Annotated in this window: 18 protein-coding genes; 15 read left to right on the top strand and 3 right to left on the bottom strand. The window is 40.0% G+C overall.

Features of this window, described 5'->3' with window-relative positions; all coding sequences use genetic code 11:
• Window positions 1-65: 65 nt before the first annotated feature.
• From serC to HCB49_RS10950, 4 genes are all read left to right on the top strand, one after another.
• Window positions 66-1,157: a 3-phosphoserine/phosphohydroxythreonine transaminase gene (gene serC / locus HCB49_RS10965; protein ID WP_185604957.1), complete on the top strand. Its 1,092-nt coding sequence runs from the start codon at window positions 66-68 to the stop codon at window positions 1,155-1,157.
• Window positions 1,150-2,337, top strand: coding sequence for a phosphoglycerate dehydrogenase (locus tag HCB49_RS10960; RefSeq protein WP_008949037.1), 1,188 nt, complete (start codon window positions 1,150-1,152; stop codon window positions 2,335-2,337). Before serC ends, HCB49_RS10960 begins: the two co-directional genes overlap by 8 nt.
• A gap of 87 nt (window positions 2,338-2,424) precedes the next feature.
• Window positions 2,425-3,666 carry a DUF1015 domain-containing protein gene (locus HCB49_RS10955; protein ID WP_185604956.1) on the top strand — a complete coding sequence of 414 codons (1,242 nt, stop codon included), beginning with the start codon at window positions 2,425-2,427 and terminating at the stop codon, window positions 3,664-3,666.
• A gap of 7 nt (window positions 3,667-3,673) precedes the next feature.
• Window positions 3,674-3,997: an arsenic metallochaperone ArsD family protein gene (locus tag HCB49_RS10950; protein WP_185604955.1), complete on the top strand. Its 324-nt coding sequence runs from the start codon at window positions 3,674-3,676 to the stop codon at window positions 3,995-3,997.
• 188 nt (window positions 3,998-4,185) lie between these two features.
• Here HCB49_RS10950 and HCB49_RS10945 read toward each other — a convergent pair whose 3' ends face one another.
• Entirely contained in the window at window positions 4,186-5,256 is a 1,071-nt protein-coding gene (locus tag HCB49_RS10945; RefSeq protein ID WP_185604954.1) for an Abi family protein, read from the bottom strand.
• 174 nt (window positions 5,257-5,430) lie between these two features.
• On the opposite strand from HCB49_RS10945, the gene HCB49_RS10940 reads away from it, so the two are divergent.
• The 5 genes from HCB49_RS10940 to HCB49_RS10920 all read left to right on the top strand — a co-directional run bounded on the left by HCB49_RS10940 (window position 5,431) and on the right by HCB49_RS10920 (window position 13,067).
• Window positions 5,431-7,773 (top strand): helix-turn-helix domain-containing protein, encoded by a 2,343-nt coding sequence (locus HCB49_RS10940; RefSeq protein ID WP_185604953.1) that lies wholly within the window; start codon window positions 5,431-5,433, stop codon window positions 7,771-7,773.
• A gap of 194 nt (window positions 7,774-7,967) precedes the next feature.
• Complete coding sequence (locus HCB49_RS10935) at window positions 7,968-9,170, top strand: M20 family metallopeptidase (protein WP_185604952.1); 1,203 nt, start codon at window positions 7,968-7,970, stop codon at window positions 9,168-9,170.
• Window positions 9,170-10,570, top strand: a complete 1,401-nt coding sequence (locus tag HCB49_RS10930) for an MFS transporter (RefSeq protein ID WP_185391779.1) — start codon at window positions 9,170-9,172, stop codon at window positions 10,568-10,570. Before HCB49_RS10935 ends, HCB49_RS10930 begins: the two co-directional genes overlap by 1 nt.
• A gap of 15 nt (window positions 10,571-10,585) precedes the next feature.
• Window positions 10,586-11,776 carry a M20 family metallopeptidase gene (locus HCB49_RS10925; protein WP_185502811.1) on the top strand — a complete coding sequence of 397 codons (1,191 nt, stop codon included), beginning with the start codon at window positions 10,586-10,588 and terminating at the stop codon, window positions 11,774-11,776.
• An 85-nt stretch (window positions 11,777-11,861) separates the two neighbouring features.
• Complete coding sequence (locus HCB49_RS10920; RefSeq protein ID WP_185604951.1) at window positions 11,862-13,067, top strand: MFS transporter; 1,206 nt, start codon at window positions 11,862-11,864, stop codon at window positions 13,065-13,067.
• Window positions 13,068-13,113: 46 nt separating this feature from the next.
• Here the strand turns inward: HCB49_RS10920 and HCB49_RS10915 are convergent, their stop codons facing one another.
• Window positions 13,114-13,845, bottom strand: a complete 732-nt coding sequence (locus tag HCB49_RS10915) for an SDR family oxidoreductase (RefSeq protein WP_185604950.1) — start codon at window positions 13,843-13,845, stop codon at window positions 13,114-13,116.
• Between the two features lie 160 nt (window positions 13,846-14,005).
• On the opposite strand from HCB49_RS10915, the gene HCB49_RS10910 reads away from it, so the two are divergent.
• On the top strand, window positions 14,006-14,533 hold the full coding sequence (locus HCB49_RS10910) for a TetR/AcrR family transcriptional regulator (RefSeq protein ID WP_185604949.1): 528 nt from the start codon (window positions 14,006-14,008) through the stop codon (window positions 14,531-14,533).
• Between the two features lie 43 nt (window positions 14,534-14,576).
• On the opposite strand, the gene HCB49_RS10905 is transcribed toward HCB49_RS10910, so the two are convergent.
• A complete protein-coding gene (locus tag HCB49_RS10905; protein WP_185604948.1) occupies window positions 14,577-15,386 on the bottom strand; it encodes a D-alanyl-D-alanine carboxypeptidase PBPD2 in 810 nt (269 codons plus the stop codon).
• Between the two features lie 357 nt (window positions 15,387-15,743).
• Between HCB49_RS10905 and mnmE the strand changes: the two genes are divergently transcribed.
• From mnmE to HCB49_RS10880, 5 genes are all read left to right on the top strand, one after another.
• Entirely contained in the window at window positions 15,744-17,117 is a 1,374-nt protein-coding gene (gene mnmE, locus HCB49_RS10900; protein WP_185480483.1) for a tRNA uridine-5-carboxymethylaminomethyl(34) synthesis GTPase MnmE, read from the top strand.
• 24 nt (window positions 17,118-17,141) lie between these two features.
• The gene (mnmG, locus tag HCB49_RS10895; RefSeq protein WP_014602306.1) at window positions 17,142-19,028 is read left to right on the top strand and encodes a tRNA uridine-5-carboxymethylaminomethyl(34) synthesis enzyme MnmG; all 1,887 of its coding nucleotides are present in this window, start codon (window positions 17,142-17,144) and stop codon (window positions 19,026-19,028) included.
• 9 nt (window positions 19,029-19,037) lie between these two features.
• A complete protein-coding gene (gene rsmG, locus HCB49_RS10890; protein WP_185506474.1) occupies window positions 19,038-19,754 on the top strand; it encodes a 16S rRNA (guanine(527)-N(7))-methyltransferase RsmG in 717 nt (238 codons plus the stop codon).
• 202 nt (window positions 19,755-19,956) lie between these two features.
• A complete protein-coding gene (locus tag HCB49_RS10885; protein WP_185480476.1) occupies window positions 19,957-20,670 on the top strand; it encodes an N-acetylmannosamine-6-phosphate 2-epimerase in 714 nt (237 codons plus the stop codon).
• A gap of 1 nt (window position 20,671) precedes the next feature.
• Entirely contained in the window at window positions 20,672-21,673 is a 1,002-nt protein-coding gene (locus tag HCB49_RS10880; RefSeq protein WP_003768738.1) for a Gfo/Idh/MocA family protein, read from the top strand.

The following is a 21,673-nucleotide window of genomic DNA, read 5'->3' as shown; positions in this document are numbered from 1 at the left end:
TATTCGATTATTGGTGAAAATTTTTGTAAGTAATTGGGGAAATTTGAAGACAGGAGAGATGTTGAGTGGAACGTGTTTATAATTTTTCGGCAGGTCCGGCAGTTTTACCAGTACCGGTACTTGAAAAGGTTCAAAGGGAGCTACTCTCTTACAATGGTTCAGGAATGTCAGTAATGGAGCTGAGTCACCGTTCAGAATTATTTCAAAACATCCTAGACGATGCGGAGAGCTTAATTCGAGAATTGATGGAGATTCCAGATAATTACAAAGTACTATTTTTGCAAGGTGGTGCGAGTTTACAATTTAACATGGTGCCGATGAATCTTGCAAATGGTAAAAAAGCAGCTTATGTAAACACAGGATCTTGGGCGAAAAAAGCAATTTCCGAAGCCAAAAAAATTCAGGGTGTTGAGGTGGAAGTGATTGCCTCATCTGAAGACCGCAATTTCAGCTATATTCCTGAAATTCCTACAGTTTCTAGTGATGCGGCTTACTTACATGTAACGACAAATAATACGATCGAAGGAACAGCGATGTTTGATGTGCCAGATTCTGCTGTACCAATCGTTGCCGATATGTCCTCTAATATTTTATCCAGCGTTTATGATGTGAAAAAATTTGGCTTAATTTATGCGGGCGCGCAAAAAAACATCGGTCCTGCTGGGTTAACGCTTGTCATCGTGCGCGAAGATTTACTTGGGCAAGTAGAAGGGCTTCCTTCTATGTTAGATTTCAAAGTACAAGCCGAGAATGATTCGATGTATAACACACCACCAACGTTCGCCATTTATGTAGCGAAATTAGTATTTGAATGGATTAAAGAGCAAGGTGGCGTTGCTGGAATCGAGGCGTTAAATCGCAAAAAAGCGGCATTATTATATGATTATATTGATCAATCGGATTTCTTTTCTTCACCGGTCGAACCTTCTGCTAGATCGCTCACGAATGTTCCTTTTGTGACGAATTCAGCGGAGTTTGATAAAGCTTTTGTTCAAGAAGCTGAAGCAAATGGTTTTAAAAACTTGAAAGGACATCGCTCAGTGGGCGGTATGCGAGCAAGTCTTTATAATGCATTTCCAATTGAAGGGGTGGAAGCTCTAATCGCCTTTATGGAAAAATTTGCAAATGCAAGAAAAGGGGGAGAAGTACGTGTTTAATATCCAAACGTTTAATGCTATCGCAAAAGAAGGCTTAAAGACATTTGATCTCGAAAAATATGTGATTGATGCAAACCAGCCAGCAGACGGGATTTTACTACGGAGTTACAACTTACACGATTTTGACTTTCCAGAAACAGTGAAGGCAGTTGCTAGAGCTGGTGCAGGAGTTAATAATATCCCAGTAGAAAATTGTTCTGAAAAAGGTATTGTTGTATTCAACACGCCTGGTGCGAATGCCAATGCTGTGAAGGAATTAGTCCTTGCGAGTTTATTCGTTTCGGCACGCCCAATTTTGGAAGGAACGGAATGGGTGAAAGAATTACCGGCGGAAGATGATGTCGAGCAAAAAGTCGAAGCTGGTAAAAAAGCTTTTGCAGGAACAGAACTTGCGGGTAAAAAATTGGGGATTATTGGCTTGGGTGCGATTGGTGCCTTAGTGGCGAATGATGCCTTATCACTTGGAATGGATGTGGTTGGTTATGATCCGTTCGTTTCGGTGGACACGGCTTGGAGAATTTCTAAAGAAGTGGAACGCGCGATGACGATAGAAGAAGTTTTAGCAACATGTGATTATTTAACGGTCCATGTGCCTTTAACAGATAAAACGCGCGGCATGTTTAACGCAGATACGCTGCAATTAGTGAAAGACAATGCGGTTTTACTGAACTTTTCACGCGGCGAATTAGTGGATGCTGTTTCTATGAGAGAAGCTTTAGACGATGGACTTTTACGTTTATATATTACAGATTTCGCGACAAAAGAATTATTAAATCATAAAAAAGTGCATGTATTTCCTCATTTAGGCGCATCGACGGAAGAAGCGGAAACCAACTGTGCCAAAATGGCTGCGAAAGAACTACAAGCTTATTTTGAAACTGGTAGCATTAAAAACTCTGTTAACTATCCAAACGTTGAAATGCCGTATAATGGGCATCCGCGGATTGGTATTTGCCACAAAAATATTCCGAATATGGTAGGGCAAATCACGACAGAACTTGGGAAATATTCTTTAAATATTTTAGATATGACCAATCGCAGTAAAAATGAATATGCCTACACGTTAATTGATATTGATAAGGAAACGCAAGCTAATTTGGAACAATTAAAGCAAGATTTGTTGTCTGTACAAGGGGTTTTGCGTGTTCGACTTATTGAGCCCTTAGGTGTAACAGTTTAAATTATTACCCGGGAAATAATGAGAGCATGAAACGTGATGGTTATTGCCAGAGGGGTTCATGCTCTTTTACTAAAAAGGAGGATAACAATGGTAAACATACGTCCATTTAAAGCGATTCGTCCAATTAAAAATTTAGTGGAAAAAGTGGCTTCATTGCCATATGACGTACTTAATTCGGATGAGGCACGCGAACTTGGTGATGCAAATAAATATTCTTTTTTACATATTGATAAGGCGGAGATTGATTTAGATCCGGCGATTTCCCCTTACGACCCAGCTGTTTATCAAAAGGCGGCTGACAATTTGGAGCAATTTGAGCTGGATGGTTGGCTTGGAAGAGAAGCAAATCCGGCATTTTATATTTATCAGCTGACGATGGATGGTCGTCCGCAAACGGGGCTTGTTGTTTGTACCTCGATTGATGATTATATGAATGGGAAGATTAAAAAACATGAGCTGACTCGTGAGGAGAAGGAGTTGGACCGGATTCGCCATGTCGATGTTTGTGATGCGAATACAAGTCCGATTTTCTTAACTTATCGTGGAAAAGAAGCGATTAATACGCTTGTTGAGTCCTGGGTGAGGGAAAATGAGCCTGAATACGACTTTGAGAGCTTCCACGGGGTCGCACATAAGGTTTGGGCAATTACGGACGCACATATTTTAGAAGACCTGTCAGCGGCGTTCTCGGAAGTCCCAGCGCTATACATCGCAGACGGTCATCATAGAACGGAGTCGGCGGTAAAAGTTGGCTTGAAACGGCGCGACGAGTTTCCAGAGGCTGGGCCAGAAGCGGAATTCAATTTCTTTTTATCGGTTGTTTTCCCGGAAGAGCAATTAGAAATTCTTGATTATAATCGGGTTGTGAATGTGCCACTTGAAGCGGATTTCCTTAGCAAAGTAGAAGCTAGTTTTGACATGGAGAAGGTTGGTAAAGAAGCATTTAAACCCGAACAACCAAAACAAGTTGGGATGTATTTAGACGGAATTTGGTATAAGCTTACGGCGAAAAGTGAAGTGATTCCAAGTGATGTTATCGGGCAGCTGGATGTTTCGATATTACAATCGCAAGTTTTAACGCCGATTTTTGGGATTGAGGATATTCGTCGCGACAATCGCATTGATTTTGTTGGTGGAATACGCGGATTAGGTGAGTTAGAGCGTCTCGTTGATAATGGCAGTCATTCGGTCGCGTTTGCGATGTACCCGCCAACAATGGACGACTTACTTAGTGTGGCAGATGCTTCGGAAATCATGCCACCAAAATCGACTTGGTTTGAGCCGAAATTATTAAGTGGGCTGTTTGTTCATGATTTAGAGAGCAAGTGATTTTTGGATGAAGCATATTAGTTACTTTTATTCTGCGGAAAATGAGTCGGAGATACACCTAGAGATATGGAAAGAGTTTATGAATAAAAGTGAAGCTGAGCGTGAAATCCATTTTGAATATACAGGTATTGTGTTTGATATTCAGCTTGGTGAGGTCGGGAAAGTGGAATTGCCGGAGTTGGTTGAGACGCTGCTTGACGAGAACGGGATGGAAGCTTTGCCGGTTTTAGTTGTGAATGAGGAAGTATATAAGTATGGCGAGTTTTCTGTGATTGAAGCGATTGAAGACTTGCTAGATGTGGGTGTTTCAATTCAAGTGGAAGAAGATTAAAATCAAAAAGCCGGTCGGGAAATTAATCCTGGCTGGCTTTTTTATACAGTAAAAAAATAAACTACTTAAGACAGACTAGAAAACGGAAGCTTGTCTTAAATAGTTTATTTTGTGAAGAATAACCAACTTACATACAATATTGTACATGAGTGATAAACGGTCGAACCGTTTTTTCCTTTGAATAAATTTTAGCATTTTTGGTGGTAGTTGGCAAGGATTTTAGACAAAACTTCGTAAACCCTAATTAAGTCAGCTTGATCTTTATAGTAGTGAGACCGTTTTGTACAGCGTTCGATTAAATTAGTTAACTCTATTTTTCTATCACTTTTCATGGCATCACTTTTAATATATTCATCATGAAGAATAAGCATGCAAATAAAATCGTGAATTTTTTTATTTGAAACTAAGTTCCTACGTTCTAGTTTTTCTACACCAGCTTTTTCAGCATATTGTGTTGCATTTTGAGTTGGGGTTATCTGTTTTGGTAAAACAACATCTAACAAAAGAGGTCGACTATGTGCTGCAGAGTCCCTAAGATTTTTTGTATATTTTAATAATATAAAAGCTGGCGTAAACAGTTTTCTCTTATATTTATTACTATCATAATAAAACTCTACAAACCTTATAAGTTCTCCAAATGACATTAATTCAATTAAAACCCAAATAGGAGGATTATTTTTTCTTTTCATGTACAAATCATAATGATATCCGTCTCTACTTTTATTTCTATTCATTATTTTTTTATCCACAGGAATATATTCTTCTGGTTTTAAACGAGGATTGCTTGCCATTAATTTAGTTTTACAATACGTATCATATTCTTTTACAATAGTATACCCATCTTCAGCATTCGACCTAGTTATTACACTTACCAATAAAGCTTTAAGTGTATGTTCGATGTCTAAATTTATTTTTATTAGTGCGTACCTTAAATACATGTCAATGGTTGCTAAATCGCTTAATAAACCAAAGTCCAAAGAAGTATATTTTCCGTTTTCTTTTGCTATATTTTTCCTAAAAGCTGTTACTTTATAATAATAGGTATTCTGGGATAAATAATCTTTGGCAGCATCTTCTGTAATATGATTAAAAGTTATACCTTTATGCTTCATATAGGTAATCTGATCATCAAGTGATAGTTTCCCGTGCGTAGCAACTATTTTCTGTATTCTTGCTAAATTAGAACTGTTCGATGCTGTAGTTTTATTTGAAGAAATATTGCCTATCTGTGCTGGTTTTTTCGAATTATTATTTTTCATTAAGCACACTCCCGTGAAGACTGTTTTTTAAATTATTATAAGGCTGGATAATCAGTAACACAAGGAAAAGCATAATCTGTTTTTATAAACCCCAACCAAAAACACTAGCGCTTAATCTTCACGTCTATGATAATATAAAAGTGTCCGATTAAGTTAAACGAAGGAGTGAATCACGTGCCACATTTGAAAGATTATACGATTGGGATTCAACATATAAAGCAGCTGACTTCGGAAATTTCACTTGGAACAAAGTTGGTATTTGCTATTTCTGGACAGATAACGATTAAGCTTTCAGAGCAGAAATTTTATTTGCAGGAAGGCGATATTTTAGTTCTTGATCGCAACACTTTTTATACAATTGAAGGAAATGAAGCTAATTTAATTATTGATTTAACTATTTCAGATACATTTTTTGCGCATTATTATGAGGATTATTTCCAGCATTCGTTTAAATTTTTCTCGAAGGAGAGTGATCCGGGGCGCGAGCGGGTTGTTGGGTCTTTACGAAAGTCGATTAGTGAGCTTTTGATTGCCTCGGCGACTAAAAAACGCGCGAATAAATTAGAGGCGCAATCGGCATTATTCCAAATTTTACTTTTGCTTACGCGCTTTTTGAAAAGAGGAATTCCGTCTTCGGCACGGAAAGAAGTTAATGATAAACGGATTTCGCGTATTATTCGGGAAGTGGAAGAGCGGTTTGATGAAGCCTTGTCTCTGCGGGAGTTTGCCCAAAAAGAGTTTTTGAGTGAGGCGTATTTGTCGCGTTATTTTAAAAAGACGACGGGGTTAGGCTTTTTGCAGTATTTGACGGAAGTTCGGCTGAAGCATGCGATTCAAGATTTGCTTCACTCGGCGGAAACTATTACGGAAATAGCGCTGAAAAATGGCTTTTCGAGTCAAAAACATTTTTCGGAAGTGTTCAAGTTTCATTTTGAGTTAACGCCTAGCGAATATCGTATGGAACATCATTCGGAAACGAATTTGTTAATAGAAAATCGGGCGTCGCAAATGGGCGCTAGTATCGAACATATTGCGCCATCGCCGGAGATTTTAGTGAAGTTAGCGGGACTTTATTACGATGTGGAGCTTGGTAAGGAATTAAATAAAGCGCCTTTTGAGAAAAAGAAGATTGATATTACGGAAAAAGCGGCGCGCTCTCTTAGTAAGAATATGAACATTTTGACGATTGGTGAGCTTAAAGAAGTATTGAAGCATAACGTGCAAAAGCAGATTATTACGACGCGTGATGAAATTGGGATAAATTATATTGGTATTCGTCATTTGTTTAGAGGTTCGACGTTCTTGCCCGAAACGGAAACGGATGAGTTAGTGCCAACGTCTTCGCCATATGCTAATGCGGATTTAGCGCTCACTTTTTTAAAACAGCAGAATTTACAGTTGTTTATTCGGTTGGAGTATCAAGATATATTAGGCGATGAAGAAGCTGTTTTTGAGCGGTTGGATCACTTTTTAAGGCATTGTATTCAAGTTTTTGGGCGGGAATTTGTTTCTAAATGGCATTTTATGTTTTTTGAGCCGAAAAATACATATGCTGATAAAGAGGAGTTAAGAAAACTCTATTTGAAACTATATCAAATTATAAAATCGCGTTTTCCTGCTATCCAAGTCGGAAATTTTGTCCCGTTTTCGTTGTCAAAAGATGCGGTGCCAGAGTGCCACATGTGGTTTTTAGAAGAAGCGGACAAGATTGATTTTGTCGCCTTTAATGCAAATCAAAATGAAGCGGTAGATTTTTCGAAAGAGGATACGCAGTCGTTTTTAGTTTCAGAGGATCATTGTTTGTCGAAAACGTTGAAATTGAAGGCTTTCTTGAAGCATCATCATATTAATAAACCGTTGATGTTGGTGAATTGGAATACGCTATCGGGGAATACTAGGTACACGAACGGGACATTTTTCCGGGGTGCGCTTGTTTTGAAAACGATGTTAGATTTGGTGCCGGAAGTGGATGCGTTAGGCTTTTGGATTAATACGGAGCTGCATGAGGGTGATGATAGTAAGTTAAATATTAGCCTTGACGGGATTGAAATGTTTCACTTCTTTAACGGAAAAAGGCCGGCGTTTTATGCGGTGAAGTTTTTGAGAAGGCTTAAAGGTGTTGTTGTCGCGGAAGGTCCGGACTTTATTATGACGAAGCATGTCGACGGATATCAGTTGATTTTGATGAACTGTGCGACGATTAATCCGCGTTATTCGGTGGAGGAACGGTTCATTAAAGAAGAGCAAAAAGAAATGCATATTCGACTTACGGGGCTTGAGGCTGGTGATTATCAGGTGCGCAAGTGGCAGTTTGACCGTGATAATGGGGCGCTTTACTCGAAGTATTGGCAGTTGAATAGTAAGTATGGGATGGATCAAGAAATTTTGGATTATATTGTGGAGGTTTCACAGCCGACGCTTACGGTGACGGATGAGTCGATTACGGAAGATTGGTCATTTTATGCTTATTTAGATATTAATGCGATTCATTTTTATGAGTTTAGAAGTTCGATTTAAAAAGTTCAACTACAACAGTTGAGCTTTTTTTATACCTTCAACACCGAATTTTTGACATTGGCCGGTGCCGTTTAGAAAAGAAGAAAATTTCAAGCTAAAACTAAGCAAAAAAGCAAACTTCTTTTAGGATAAATTTTTTTATAATAAAGGTGTAGTTAAAAATACGGATGTTCTGGCCAGCAGAAGTATTAAAAATGGAGGTTTGGAGAATGAAAGAGAAGTTGTTTCAAAAACTAGACGAAAAACGAGATCGTATGATAGAAATTCGTCGTTACTTACATGAGCACCCTGAACTTTCTTTTCAAGAGGAAAATACAGCGAAATATGTGGCAGATTTTTACAAAGATATGGACTGCGATGTGCGGACGCATGTTGGGGGAAATGGTGTTGTTGTAACGATTGACACAGGCAAGCCGGGTAAGACGCTTGCTATTCGCGCCGACTTTGATGCACTTCCTATTCACGAAGAAACTGGGTTAACTTTTGCCTCTAAAAACCCTGGTGTAATGCACGCTTGTGGTCACGATGGTCATACAGCTTACATGCTTATTTTAGGTGAAACGCTTATCGAAATGAAACAAGAATTAACTGGGAAAATTGTTATTTTACATCAACATGCAGAAGAAACTCCTCCTGGTGGCGCGATTCAAATGATTAACGATGGCGCATTAGATGGCGTGGATAATGTACTTGGAATTCATGTTATGTCTACGATGAAAACAGGCGAGGTTTTCTACCGCGAAGGCGCGATTCAAACTGGTCGTTCTTATTTCAAACTTAAAGTTCAAGGTCAAGGTGGGCACGGATCTTCCCCACATTTGGCAAATGACGCAATTGTGGCAGCTAGTGAATTCGTTGTCGCTGTTCAAACCGTTATTAGCCGCCGTTTGAATCCGTTTGATGTTGGTTCGATTACGATTGGTTCTTTTGACGGAAAAGGTAGTTTTAATGTAATTAAGGATGCTGTGGAACTTGAAGGTGATGTTCGCTCAATGTCCGAAGAGGCGCGCAATATTATTCAAAAAGAAATTACGCGTATCGTTAACGGGATTGAAACGATGTTTGGCGTTACTTGTGAACTGGATTACAAAAATGATTATCCGGTTTTAAATAATGACGAAGCTTTGACAGAGTTTGTTGTTAAATCAATTAAAGGGGCGGATATTCCAGAAATTACGGATGTTATACGCTGTGAGCCGCAACCGCCATCGGAAGACTTTGCTTATTATGCAAAAGAACGTCCGAGCTCATTTTTCTATGTTGGCGCGATGCCGGCGGATGGTCATTTTTACCCGCATCATCATCCAAAATTCGATATTAATGAAGATTCGTTATTAATTGCATCAAAAGCAATGGGAGCTTGTGTTGTAGATTACTTAAAAGGAGAGAATAACTAATGACATCAACTGCTTATAAAGGCACAAATAAACTTATTGTTGGGATTGTTTTTGGAGTTATCACGTTTTGGCTTTTTGCTCAATCAATGGTAAATATCATCCCAGCGGTACAATCAGATCTTGGGATTTCCTCAGATTTACTTAGTATCGCAATCAGCTTAACCGCACTATTTTCAGGTATTTTTATTGTTGTAGCGGGCGGAATGGCTGACAAATTTGGTCGTGTAAAATTAACTTATATTGGACTTATTCTTAGCATTATAGGTTCGCTACTACTTGTTGTGACTCAAGGTGCAACGTTACTTATTATCGGTCGTATTATTCAAGGGCTTTCAGCTGCTTGTATTATGCCGGCAACTCTTGCATTAATGAAAGCTTATTTCGAAGGTGCGGACAGACAAAGAGCGCTTAGTTACTGGTCAATCGGCTCATGGGGCGGATCTGGTATTTGTTCATTTGCAGGTGGAGCTATCGCAACTTACATGGGTTGGCGCTGGATTTTCATTATTTCCATCGTATTCGCACTACTTGGAATGCTATTAATTAAAGGTACTCCAGAAAGTAAAGTCGTTCAAAATACGAAAGCAAAATTTGACTCAGTTGGACTTGTTCTTTTCGTTATCGCAATGGTTTGCTTAAACCTTATCATTACTCGTGGGGCTACATTTGGTTGGACAAGCCCAATTACAATCGCTATGCTCGTTGTTTTCCTAATTTCCGCGGGACTATTTTTCCGAGTGGAACTACGACAAGCCAATGGATTTATTGATTTCTCGTTGTTTAAAAATAAAGCTTATACAGGCGCAACACTTTCTAACTTCTTGTTAAACGCCGCAGCTGGAACACTTGTTGTTGCAAACACTTATGTGCAAATTGGTCGTGGTTTTACGGCATTCCAATCAGGTTTACTTTCTATCGGTTATCTAGTTTGTGTACTTGGAATGATTCGTATTGGTGAAAAAATTCTGCAACGTGTTGGTGCGCGTAAACCAATGATTCTAGGTTCTGGAATTACAGCAGTTGGTATTGCATTAATGGCACTAACATTTGTTCCGGGAACACTTTATACAGTACTTGTGTTTATCGGTTTTGCTTTATTCGGTATCGGACTTGGCATGTATGCAACACCTTCAACAGATACAGCGATTTCCAATGCACCGGAAGATAAAGTCGGAGTAGCTTCTGGGATTTACAAAATGGCAAGTTCGCTAGGTGGCTCATTCGGCGTGGCGATTTCCGCTACAATTTATGGAGTGATTGCACTTTCCGGAAATATTGATTTAGCTGCAATGGTTGGACTTTTAACAAATGTTGGTTTTTGTGTAGTGTCACTTATTGCTGTTGCGGTAACAACACCGTCTGCGAAAAAAGCACTCGAATTAAAAGCGGCAAAAGAATAGGAGGCTGTATTTATCATGCGTACCAAGTTAATGAACATGCTTGAGGAACGAAAAGATGAAATCACTCAGATTAGACGTCATTTGCACGAACATCCTGAATTATCGTTTCATGAAGCAGAAACAGCAAAATTCATTCAAGATTTTTACAAAGGAAAAGATGTAGAAATTGCAACGGAAGTAGGTAATGGCCATGCGGTAGTTGTAACGATTAAAGGTGGCAAACCCGGAAAAACTATTGCTTTGCGCGCCGATTTCGATGCACTTCCGATTGAAGAAGAAACCGATTTACCATTTAAGTCCAAAAATCCTGGCGTAATGCACGCTTGTGGTCATGATGGACATACGGCTTATTTACTTGTGTTGGCAGATTGCTTAATCCAGCTGAAAGAAAATATTCCTGGAACGATTAAAATTGTGCATCAACATGCCGAAGAAGCACCACCCGGCGGAGCGAAAAGCGTTGTCGAGTCCGGTATTTTGGACGATGTGGACCAAATTTTTGGGATTCATGTATTTCCATTCGGTGAAAGTGGTCAAGTATATTATCATAGTGGCTACGCGATGGCTGGACGCACCTATTTTAAATTAAAAATTCAAGGTGTTGGTGGGCATGGTTCGTCTCCGCATATGGCGAATGACGCGATTGTTGCGGGTGCTTATTTTGTGACAGCTATCCAAACGGTTGTGAGCAGACGCTTGAATCCATTTGATACGGGTGTTATAACAATTGGTTCTTTTGACGGAAAAGGTAGCTTTAATGTAATTAAGGATGCTGTGGAGTTAGAAGGCGACGTTCGTTATATGAATACTGAAAATCGAGATAAAATGGACGCGGAAATCCACCGAATTGTTGCTGGTATTGAGGCGATGTTTGGCGTAAGCGTGGAATTAACGTATACAAATGATTATCCGCCACTTTATAATGATCCAGCTGTAACGGAACAAGTTATTGGTAGTTTGCAAAAAGGTCTTGGGGAGTACTTAACAGAAATCTCTGAATATGATATGCTTTCAGGGTCAGAAGATTTTGCATATTATCTACAAAAAATCCCGGGCGTTTTCTTCTACATTGGTGCAAAGCCAAAAAATGTCTCACATGCATATTTTAATCATCATCCGAAATTCGACATTGATGAAGATGCGTTGTTAGTTGCGGCTAAATCAGTTGCAGACGTTGTGTTAGATTATTATAAATTAAATGGATAATAGCTTTGAAAAGAGCATAGTCAGACTTTAAGAATCTGGCTATGCTCTTTTGTTAGTAGCGGGATTTAAAGAGGAGTGAATTCAAATGAATCAGGTAAAAGGAGAAAGGCATTCGCTAATGGTATTACTCGTTCTATTTATAGGTTATACCAGTGTATACGTAGATAAATATACTATCGGAATTTCGCTTGTAACTGTTTCTCAGGATTTAGGATTTGATCCAAGTCAAAAGGGTTTGATTTTAAGTGCTTTCTTTCTAGGATACACACTTTTTCAAATTCCAATGGGGTACTTAAATAATCGGATTGGCGCGCGACCTGTCCTTGCGATATCCATTATTATCGTTGGGCTGTTCCTTATTATTTTTGGTTTTGGCTATTCCTTGCTGTTTTTGGTTGTTATTCGTTTCTTGTCCGGGGCGTTCGGGCATGCGGGTTATCCACCATCTGTCAGCAACTATATTTCTCTGCATATACCGTTAAATAAGCGTGGTTTTGCGCAATCGGCAATGCTTGCTTCCTCTGGTTTTGCGGCCTTTATTGGCCCGCTTTTAATCGCACAACTGTTACTATCAGTAGGTTGGCGCAATACATATTATTGGATTGGTCTTGCAGTAATTTTGATTGGATTTTTGATTTTACTAGTAGTACCAAAAGCGCCAAAAGTAGATTTAAGCGCTCAAAAAGAAAAAATCAAAGTACCTTTTTCGGAACTTTTAAAAGACAAACAACTATGGATTCTGTTGTTATCGGCGCTATTTATCAATGCGGCGAACTACGGTTTAACAAGTTGGCTTGCTTCTTATTTGAGTGAGGTACGCGGGATTTCTATTAGCCAAGTGAGTTATATTAGTTCTTTAGCGGGACTTTGTATTTTAATCGCGGGTGTTGTTGGTGGCTATTTTATTAGTCGTTTCTTCAAAGGAAAAGAGCCAATGGTCATTTTCACGTTTTGCGTACTTGGGGCGTTTACGGTGTATGGCGTGTACTTATTTGACCAGTTGACGCTTTCGATTATTTGCTTGTGCTTATGTAATGTTTTCCTCATTATGGCCTTTACAACGCTGATGGGGCTGCCGCACAAGTTGTTCAAACAGAGCCACATTGCGACAAAATACGCAGCTATTAACTCGGGCGGGGTTTTAGGTGGCTTTTTCGCACCGATGATTATTGGAGACTTGGTAAAAGCTACTAACTCCTACCAGTCTGCCTTTCTATTCTTGGCGCTGACTTTATTAATGTCAGGAATTATTGTTTTAGCGATTAAAAAACGTTCCGTAATCAGTGAATAAAATAAAAGGAGGAAAACAAGATTGGCTTTGTTTTCCTCCTTTTTCATTAAGCTAATCCGCCATTTGTAAAGATGATTTGCCCATTGACCCAGCGTGCAGGTCCGGCCAAAAAGGCTACGGTTTCAGCGATATCATCCGGCTGTCCGAGGCGTTCGAGTGGTGTTGCTTTTGCTAGATTTTCAATGGTTTGTTCATCTTTTCCAGTTAAGAATAACGGGGTGGCAGTTGGGCCGGGTGCGACTGCATTGACGGTAATATCTTTGCCACGAAGTTCGCGCGCGAGGATTAAAGTGAGCGACTCAACCGCAGCCTTGCTAGCCACATAAGCCCCATACGCCGGAAAATTGGTTCTGGTTACCGAAGTGGAGAAATTAATAATCGCGCCACCTGTTCGCACTCTAAGGGCAGCCTGCTTGGAAACGATAAAAGTTCCACGGACATTAGTTCGCTGAATAAGGTCAAACTCGTCCATATCTAAAGTGGCAATCGGACTTAATTTCATAATGCCCGCTGTATTGACGACAACATCCACGCCACCAAAATGCGCTTCGGTTAAGTCAAATGCGCTAATCATTTGCACCTCATCCGCAACGTCGCCACCAACGCTAATCGCTTCTCCACCAGCTGTTACAATTGTTTCGACCAGCGCTTCCGCTTTCGCCTTATTTCCAGCATAATGGATAGCTACCGCAAAATTTTGCGCGACTAATTTTTCAACCACGGCCTTACCAATACCGCCAGAACCCCCTAAAATAAATGCAACACGTTTATTTGTCATGCTCTATTCGCTCCTTTAATTACAAAATAGTTACTTTTTTTATTTTAAGTAACTTTATAGTTGGAAGTATACTCCTTTTGGTTACTTTGTCAAGGATTTGTAACTTTTTTAAATTCATGTATAATTAAAAGCAAAGAATGAGCGGAATGGAGGGCTTGGAATGGCGCGTTTATCACAAGAAATTATTTTGGATATGGCAGAGAAAATTATTTATGAAAAAGGGATGGAGAAAACGACTCTTTATGATATTGCGGGGAATTTGAACGTCACACATGCGGCGCTTTATAAGCATTATCGAAACAAGGAAGATTTATTTCAAAAACTAGCATTGCGTTGGCTGGATGAAACTTCACGAGAAATTTTTGCGTGGATGCCGGACGCTGGGCAATCACCAGATGAGGCGCTTCACGATTGGCTCTGGCTCTTGGCTGGGACGAAGAGAAAGCTATATGCAACTGACCGGAAGATGTTTTTGCTTTATACGGATTATATTGAGCAAAATGAGGCATTGGTGAAGAATCATTTAGAGCATTTAGCGCAAAAAGCAGAGACAGTTAGTGGGCGGAAGGAACAAGGCGCCGCGATTATAACGGCGTTTGTTTATTTTCACAATCCTTATTTTGCAAATCGTTGGGAGCAAGAGGGGCAAGAGGAGTTATTTGAGCGTGTTTGGCAGTTGGTTAAGTGACAAAAAGGGATATTGCTTTTTAGCAAATCCCTTTTTATTATGGCTAAAATCCAACTTTCATCAGCTTCTCCGTATCTTTAAACCGTTTCTCCGCAGTATCCGCATTTAAAACAATCGAAATAACACGCTTTCCGTTGCGCTCAGCAGTTCCGATAAAGCAATAGCCAGCTTCATCTGTAAATCCAGTTTTTAACCCGTCTAGCCCTTGTATGGCACCAATCAAGTCGTTAGTTGATTCGAGTTTGGCGCCTTCTTCGGTTATGATGCTGGATTTGGCAGTTGTTTTAAGCACTTCAGAATGAGTGGAAATTAATTTAGATGATAGCAAAAATAAATCTTTTGTAGTTGAAACAGCCATTTTCCCGTCAACATCAAGCCCGCTAGCGCTGACAAATTTGGTTTTATTAGACAATCCCATTTTTTTCGCCGCATTATTCATTTTTTGAGGGAAATTCGCTCCGTCCAAACGGTCACCTAACGTCTCAGCAGCATCATTCGCGGACATGACGAGCATTGCGCTATATAAATCCCTGACCGACCATGTTCTTTTTTTCGTAATAGCGTAAAGTGAAACTGCGGAGGGATCATTGAGCCGAACGAGATCAAGTTGCTCATCCCAAGATAATTTTTTGTTATCCACAGCCTCGAGAACTAAAAAAGCTGTCATTAATTTAGTTAAACTTGCGATTGGCATGACTTTATCGGCGTTTTTTTCATATAACATTTTGCCATTTTCGACTGAAAAAACAGTGGCGGATTGTGCGGATAAATATACATCTGGTTGCTTCGCGGAACATGATGAGAGCAGTAATAGCCCTATTAGTAGCACCCAAGTAAGTTTATGTATTTTCATTTTTTCTCCTCCTTTTGACTTTAGTATAGAGAAAAAGAATTGAGTTAAAGCCAAGGAAGTAGAAGGATATGTTAAAGCTTTAACGGGAAAATTTAAGTTTTCTTAACTAGTAGAGATAAAACTATTGTTATTCACATGTGGATAAGTTAAAATGGTAGGGATGAATTTTTATTAACGGTTTTTCTGTGGATATGTTAATAAGTCTATGGATAACCTTCAAAATACTAACAATTTAATTGCTTTGGTCAAAGCGGAGCGTAAGTTGTTGAAAATGCACAAAATCATGTGCCAAAATTTATTCAAAATAGGATAAAGCTTATTTGAGCTGGAATTCTAATGAGAAAGGATGAGTAAAGAATGGAATTTGATACTATTGCTGCAATCTCAACACCGCCGGGAGAAGGGGCCATTGCTATTATTCGATTAAGCGGTCCAGAGGCGATTCAGATAGCGGATCGTATTTTTTATGCCAAAAATAGTTTAAGTGATGCGGAAAGTCACACCATTCATTATGGTCATATAAAAGAAGACGGCGAAGTGATTGAGGAAGTGATGGCGACAGTTATGCGTGCCCCGCGTACTTTTACGCGAGAAGATGTCGTGGAAATAAATGCCCACGGTGGTATCGTGTCAGTAAACCGCGTACTGCAATTATTACTTCGAAACGGCGCCAATCTAGCTGAGCCGGGGGAGTTTACAAAGCGCGCATTTTTAAATGGAAGAATTGATTTATCACAAGCAGAGGCTGTGATGGATTTAATTCGCGCCAAGACAGACCGGGCGATGGGCGTGGCAATTAGACAAATGGACGGAAATCTTTCACGGTTGATTCGCAATTTGCGCCAAGAAATTTTAGATGCACTTGCGCAAGTCGAAGTGAATATCGACTACCCTGAATACGACGATGTAGAGGAAATGACCCAGCGAATGCTACTGGAAAAAACAGAACTAGTTCGCGCTTCCGTCGAGCAACTTTTACAAACAGCGAGCCAAGGGAAAATTCTCCGCGAAGGCTTAGCAACAGCAATTATCGGCCGACCAAATGTCGGGAAATCGTCCTTGCTTAACCAACTAATTCAAGAAGAAAAAGCGATTGTCACTGATATTGCGGGGACAACGCGAGATATTATCGAAGAATACGTCAACGTCCGCGGCGTCCCATTACGTTTAATAGACACAGCTGGAATCCGTGAAACAGAAGATATCGTCGAAAAAATCGGCGTAGAACGTTCAAGAAAAGCACTAGCGGATGCGGACTTTATCCTGCTAGTATTAAATCAAAATGAAGAGCTAACCGTGGAAGATGAAGCGTTATTTGAAGCAGCGGCAGGTCATAACTATGTGGTTGTTTTAAATAAAACCGATTTGGAAACAAAGCTTGATATAGAAAAAGTACGTGAAATTGCCGGTGAAAACCCGATTGTCGCGACGTCTTTAGTGAACGATGAAGGTTTAGAGGCTTTAGAAGAAGCAATTAAAACGCTATTTTTTGCTGGTGATATTGATGCCGGCGATGCAACTTATGTGTCGAATGTCCGCCATATCGCGCTCCTTCATCAAGCACTGGAAGCGTTAAATGCTGTTACAACTGGAATTCAACTCGGCATGCCGGTGGATATCGTTCAGATCGATATGACTCGTGCATGGGATTTACTAGGTGAAATTACTGGTGATTCTGTCCAGGATGAATTACTCGATCAGTTGTTCAATCAATTTTGCCTTGGAAAATGATTTTTTAGGAGATGTTTTTATAAAATGCAAACCTATGATGCAGGAACTTTTGACGTCATCGTTGTTGGTGCAGGCCATGCGGGTGTAGAAGCAGGTCTTGCCAGTGGCCGGATGGGCGCCAAAACACTGATGTTAACGATAAATTTAGATATGGTCGCTTTCATGCCATGTAATCCTTCTGTTGGAGGTCCAGCAAAAGGCGTGGTTGTGCGCGAAATTGATGCTCTTGGTGGCGAAATGGGTCGCAACACGGACAAAACGTACATCCAAATGCGGATGCTAAATACCGGTAAAGGCCCAGCTGTTCGCGCATTACGTGCTCAAGCAGACAAATGGGATTACCAACACGAAATGAAACACACGATTGAAAAAGAAGAAAATATCACTTTGCGCCAAGGACTTGTTGACCGTTTAGTTATTGAAGATGGCGTGTGTAAAGGTGTTATTACAAACAGTGGTGCGATTTATTATGCGAAAACAGTTGTTATTACGACAGGAACTTTCTCACGTGGCGAAATTATTGTCGGCGAACTGCGCTACTCAAGTGGTCCGAACAACCAACAACCATCTGTGAAACTTTCGGAGCATCTGGAAGAGCTAGGCTTTGAACTACGCCGTTTTAAAACCGGAACACCACCACGCGTAAAATCAAGTACAATCGACTACTCAAAAACAGAAGAACAACCGGGTGATGATCATCCGCGCGCATTTAGTTTTGATACGGTAGATATGATGCTCGATCAACTACCATGTTGGTTAACCTATACAAACGAAACAACACACGAAATAATCCAAGCCAATTTGCACCGTTCACCAATGTTTACAGCAACAAAAAAAGGTACTGGCGCAAGATATTGCCCATCCATTGAAGATAAAATCGTCCGTTTCAGCGACAAACCTAGACACCAAATCTTCCTTGAACCAGAAGGCAAAAACACTGAAGAAGTATATGTCCAAGGTCTTTCCACAAGTTTACCAGAAGAAGTACAACGTGAAATGTTAAGAAGTATTCCGGGACTTGAAAATGTCGAAATGATGCGCGTTGGCTATGCAATCGAATATGACGCAGTGATGCCTGACCAATTATGGCCATCACTTGAAACCAAATTAGTTGAAGGGCTTTTCACAGCAGGCCAAATTAATGGTACAAGTGGTTATGAAGAAGCAGCTGGCCAAGGCTTAATGGCAGGAATTAATGCCGCACGCAAAGTCTTTGAGAAAGAACCTGTTATCCTCGGTCGTGACCAAGCTTATATCGGCGTTTTGATTGACGATTTAGTAACAAAAGGAACAGAAGAGCCGTATCGCTTGCTTACTTCTCGTGCTGAATACCGTTTGCTATTACGTCACGACAACGCAGATTTACGTTTAACTGAAATCGGTCATGAAATCGGCTTAATTAGCGACGAACGTTATGAACGCTTTTTAGCGAAACAAAGTGCCATCGAAGCAGAAAAAGAAAGACTACAAAAAACACGCATCAAACCAACTGCTGAAGTACAAGCAATGCTAAAAGAAATCGGTTCAGGTGAGCTAAAAGACGGAATTCTAGCAGCAGATTTACTACGCCGTCCAGAAATAACTTACGATAAAATCGCCCAAATTGTTTCACGTGAAACATTTGTGACCGACGAAATCGCCGAACAAGTAGAAATCCAAGTAAAATACGAAGGCTACATCCAAAAATCCAACCTTCAAGTAGAAAAAATGAAACGGATGGAAGATAAAAAAATCCCAGAAAACATCGACTATGATGCAATCAGCGGCCTCGCAACAGAAGCCCTAGAAAAATTAAAGAAAATCGAACCACTTTCCATTGCTCAAGCTAGCCGTATCAGCGGAGTAAACCCAGCTGATATATCGATATTGCTAGTTTATATTGAGCAAGGAAAAATCGCGAAAATAAAGTGAGGAAAAAACATGAATCCAGAACAATTCCAAACAGCACTTGCTGAAAAAGGAATAGAATTAAGCGACACGCAACTAAAACAGTTCCACGATTACTTCGAAATGTTAGTAGAATGGAACGAAAAAATGAATTTAACGGCCATTACCGACGAAAAAGAAGTGTACTTAAAGCACTTTTATGATTCCATATCAGCTGCGTTTTATGTTGATTTTACGAAATTCGAGTCCATCTGTGATGTCGGGGCTGGCGCTGGTTTTCCAAGCATTCCAATTAAAATCTGCTTCCCGCATTTAAAAGTGAGCATTGTGGATTCCTTGAAAAAACGCATGACTTTCCTTGATGCGCTAGCAGAAAAATTAGGTCTAACTGATGTGCATTTCTACCATGATCGCGCTGAAACATTTGGTCAAAACAAAGCGCACCGCGAAAAATACGACCTTGTAACCGCACGTGCCGTAGCAAGAATGAGCGTATTATCCGAGCTTTGCATGCCACTTGTCAAAAAAGGCGGTTCGTTCCTAGTAATGAAAGCAGCCCAAGCCGAACAAGAGCTACAAACGGCCGAGAAAGCCATCAAACTATTTGGCGGAAAAGTGGTCAATCATTACTCCTTCTTATTACCAGTAGAAGAAAGTGAACGCAACATCTACGTCATTAATAAAACAAAAGAAACGCCCAACAAATATCCACGCAAACCAGGCACACCCAACAAATTACCAATCGAATAATCTAAGATAAGCCCTTTCAATCGAAAGGGCTTTTTATTTTTAACAGCAACGTCATTTTTCAAAGCTAGTTTCTATAAGCAACCACGTCTAAATATGAAAATCATTTTCATTTAATCGATATTGATAAAATCATTTTCTTGTGATATAGTCTGTTTGAAAACGCATACTTTACACTGAAACACAGTATAGAGGAGGAGTATCAGTGGTTAATTCTGTTATGGAACAAATCAAAGGCGGGTTAGTGGTTTCCTGCCAAGCTTTAGAAGACGAACCACTTCATAGCGCATTTATTATGTCGAAAATGGCTCTGGCCGCAGTTCAAGGTGGTGCTGTTGGCATTCGAGCAAATACGGCAAAAGATATTCGCGCAATTCAAAGTGAGGTAGACGTCCCGATTATTGGCATTTACAAAAAAGACTACGCTGATTCGGACGTGTTTATCACCCCCACTTTAAAAGAAGTTAGAGAAATATGCGAAACGGGAGTGGGAATTGTTGCAATGGATGCGACAACGAGAAAAAGACCACATAACGAAGACCTCAAAGAGATACTAAGCGCCATTCGAAAAGAGTATCCAGATACACTTTTTATGGCGGATACAGGCAGTATTGAAGACGTTTATTACGCTGATTCCCTCGGTTTCGACTTAATTGGCACGACACTTTACGGCTACACCGAAGAAACAGCGAATAAAAATATCAGCGATCACGATTTCTCCCATTTGAAAGAAGTATTGAAAAGTACGAAGCGCCCGGTGATTGCAGAAGGGAAAATCGATTCGCCTAGTAAAGCAAGACAAGTTCTTACGTTAGGTTGTTATGCCGTCGTTGTTGGCGGCGCGGTAACTCGGCCACAGGAAATAACCACCCGCTTTACAAACGAAATCCAAAAAATCCAAGAAGAAAGAGGTAAGTGACATGACAAAGCAAATCAAAGTTGGCGTAATTGGTGTTGGACAAATGGGGCAGTATCATGCAGAAATTTATCAAAAACTTCCGCAAGTTGAGTTAGTAGCAATTTGTGAGTATAACGATGAAAGACGCGCCGAAATGGCAGAAAAATTTCAGTGCAAAGCATACAAAGACTACCATGAACTTCTAGCAAATACGGAGATTGAAGCTGTGAGCATTGTTTTACCTGATAATATGCACCGTGATTGTGTGGAAGAAGCCGTAAAACATAAAAAACACATTTTGCTCGAAAAACCACTCGCAAAAGAACTCGAAGACGGCAAAGCGATGTATGAACTAACAAAAGACTACGACAAAGTATTTACAGTTGGATTTTTACTAAGATTTGATCCACGTTTTAATATGATTAAGCAGCGCCTAGACAATGGCGAATTAGGCGATATTATTCATCTTTATTGTCGTCGTAACAGCCCAATTACCGGACCAAAGCGTTACATAGGTGCTTCTGATTTAAGTATGCACGTAATGATTCATGATATTGATTATATTAACTGGTACATGGATAGCGAGCCGGTCAAAGTCATCGCCAAAAGCCGCAGTGTGCTACTTAAAGAATACGGCATGAATGATGTTATCTATGCCATCGTTACCTATGAAAATGGCGCAATTGCTTGCCTTGAAGCGTGCTGGGTACTTCCAGAAAATTCGCCAACCATCATTGACGACAAACTTGAATTAGTTGGAACAAAAGGCGTAGCATATGTAGACTCTTGTGACCACGGCGTTCGTTTTGTTAGTGAAAAAGGGGTTTCCTATCCTGATTCAAGACATTGGTATTACACAAATGGCGAAGTGTCCGGAGATTTGGCAGAAGAAGTTATGGCTTTTATTAATAACGTTGCAAATAACACAAAATCGATTATTACACCGAAAGAAGCGTATGACTCCTTGCGAGTAGTAGATGCGATTGAACGTTCGATTGCTGAGGGGAAAGAAGTATCACTATAA

Origin of the sequence: Listeria cossartiae subsp. cayugensis, from assembly GCF_014229095.1 — a bacterium.
Taxonomy (GTDB): domain Bacteria; phylum Bacillota; class Bacilli; order Lactobacillales; family Listeriaceae; genus Listeria; species Listeria cayugensis.
Note: the sequence above shows the minus strand (reverse complement) of the source record. Positions and strands in the feature narration are given on the sequence as shown.

What these genes read in the sequence shown, in the direction of transcription:
- HCB49_RS10955 (WP_185604956.1), top strand. Translation starts at nt 2,425, where the DNA reads ATGGTAAACATACGTCCATTTAAAGCGATTCGTCCAATTAAAAATTTA.
- HCB49_RS10950 (WP_185604955.1), top strand. Translation starts at nt 3,674, where the DNA reads ATGAAGCATATTAGTTACTTTTATTCTGCGGAAAATGAGTCGGAGATA.
- HCB49_RS10945 (WP_185604954.1), bottom strand. Translation starts at nt 5,256, where the DNA reads ATGAAAAATAATAATTCGAAAAAACCAGCACAGATAGGCAATATTTCT.
- HCB49_RS10935 (WP_185604952.1), top strand. Translation starts at nt 7,968, where the DNA reads ATGGAGGTTTGGAGAATGAAAGAGAAGTTGTTTCAAAAACTAGACGAA.
- HCB49_RS10930 (WP_185391779.1), top strand. Translation starts at nt 9,170, where the DNA reads ATGACATCAACTGCTTATAAAGGCACAAATAAACTTATTGTTGGGATT.
- HCB49_RS10925 (WP_185502811.1), top strand. Translation starts at nt 10,586, where the DNA reads ATGCGTACCAAGTTAATGAACATGCTTGAGGAACGAAAAGATGAAATC.
- HCB49_RS10920 (WP_185604951.1), top strand. Translation starts at nt 11,862, where the DNA reads ATGAATCAGGTAAAAGGAGAAAGGCATTCGCTAATGGTATTACTCGTT.
- HCB49_RS10915 (WP_185604950.1), bottom strand. Translation starts at nt 13,845, where the DNA reads ATGACAAATAAACGTGTTGCATTTATTTTAGGGGGTTCTGGCGGTATT.
- HCB49_RS10910 (WP_185604949.1), top strand. Translation starts at nt 14,006, where the DNA reads ATGGCGCGTTTATCACAAGAAATTATTTTGGATATGGCAGAGAAAATT.
- HCB49_RS10905 (WP_185604948.1), bottom strand. Translation starts at nt 15,386, where the DNA reads ATGAAAATACATAAACTTACTTGGGTGCTACTAATAGGGCTATTACTG.
- mnmE (WP_185480483.1), top strand. Translation starts at nt 15,744, where the DNA reads ATGGAATTTGATACTATTGCTGCAATCTCAACACCGCCGGGAGAAGGG.
- mnmG (WP_014602306.1), top strand. Translation starts at nt 17,142, where the DNA reads ATGCAAACCTATGATGCAGGAACTTTTGACGTCATCGTTGTTGGTGCA.
- rsmG (WP_185506474.1), top strand. Translation starts at nt 19,038, where the DNA reads ATGAATCCAGAACAATTCCAAACAGCACTTGCTGAAAAAGGAATAGAA.
- HCB49_RS10880 (WP_003768738.1), top strand. Translation starts at nt 20,672, where the DNA reads ATGACAAAGCAAATCAAAGTTGGCGTAATTGGTGTTGGACAAATGGGG.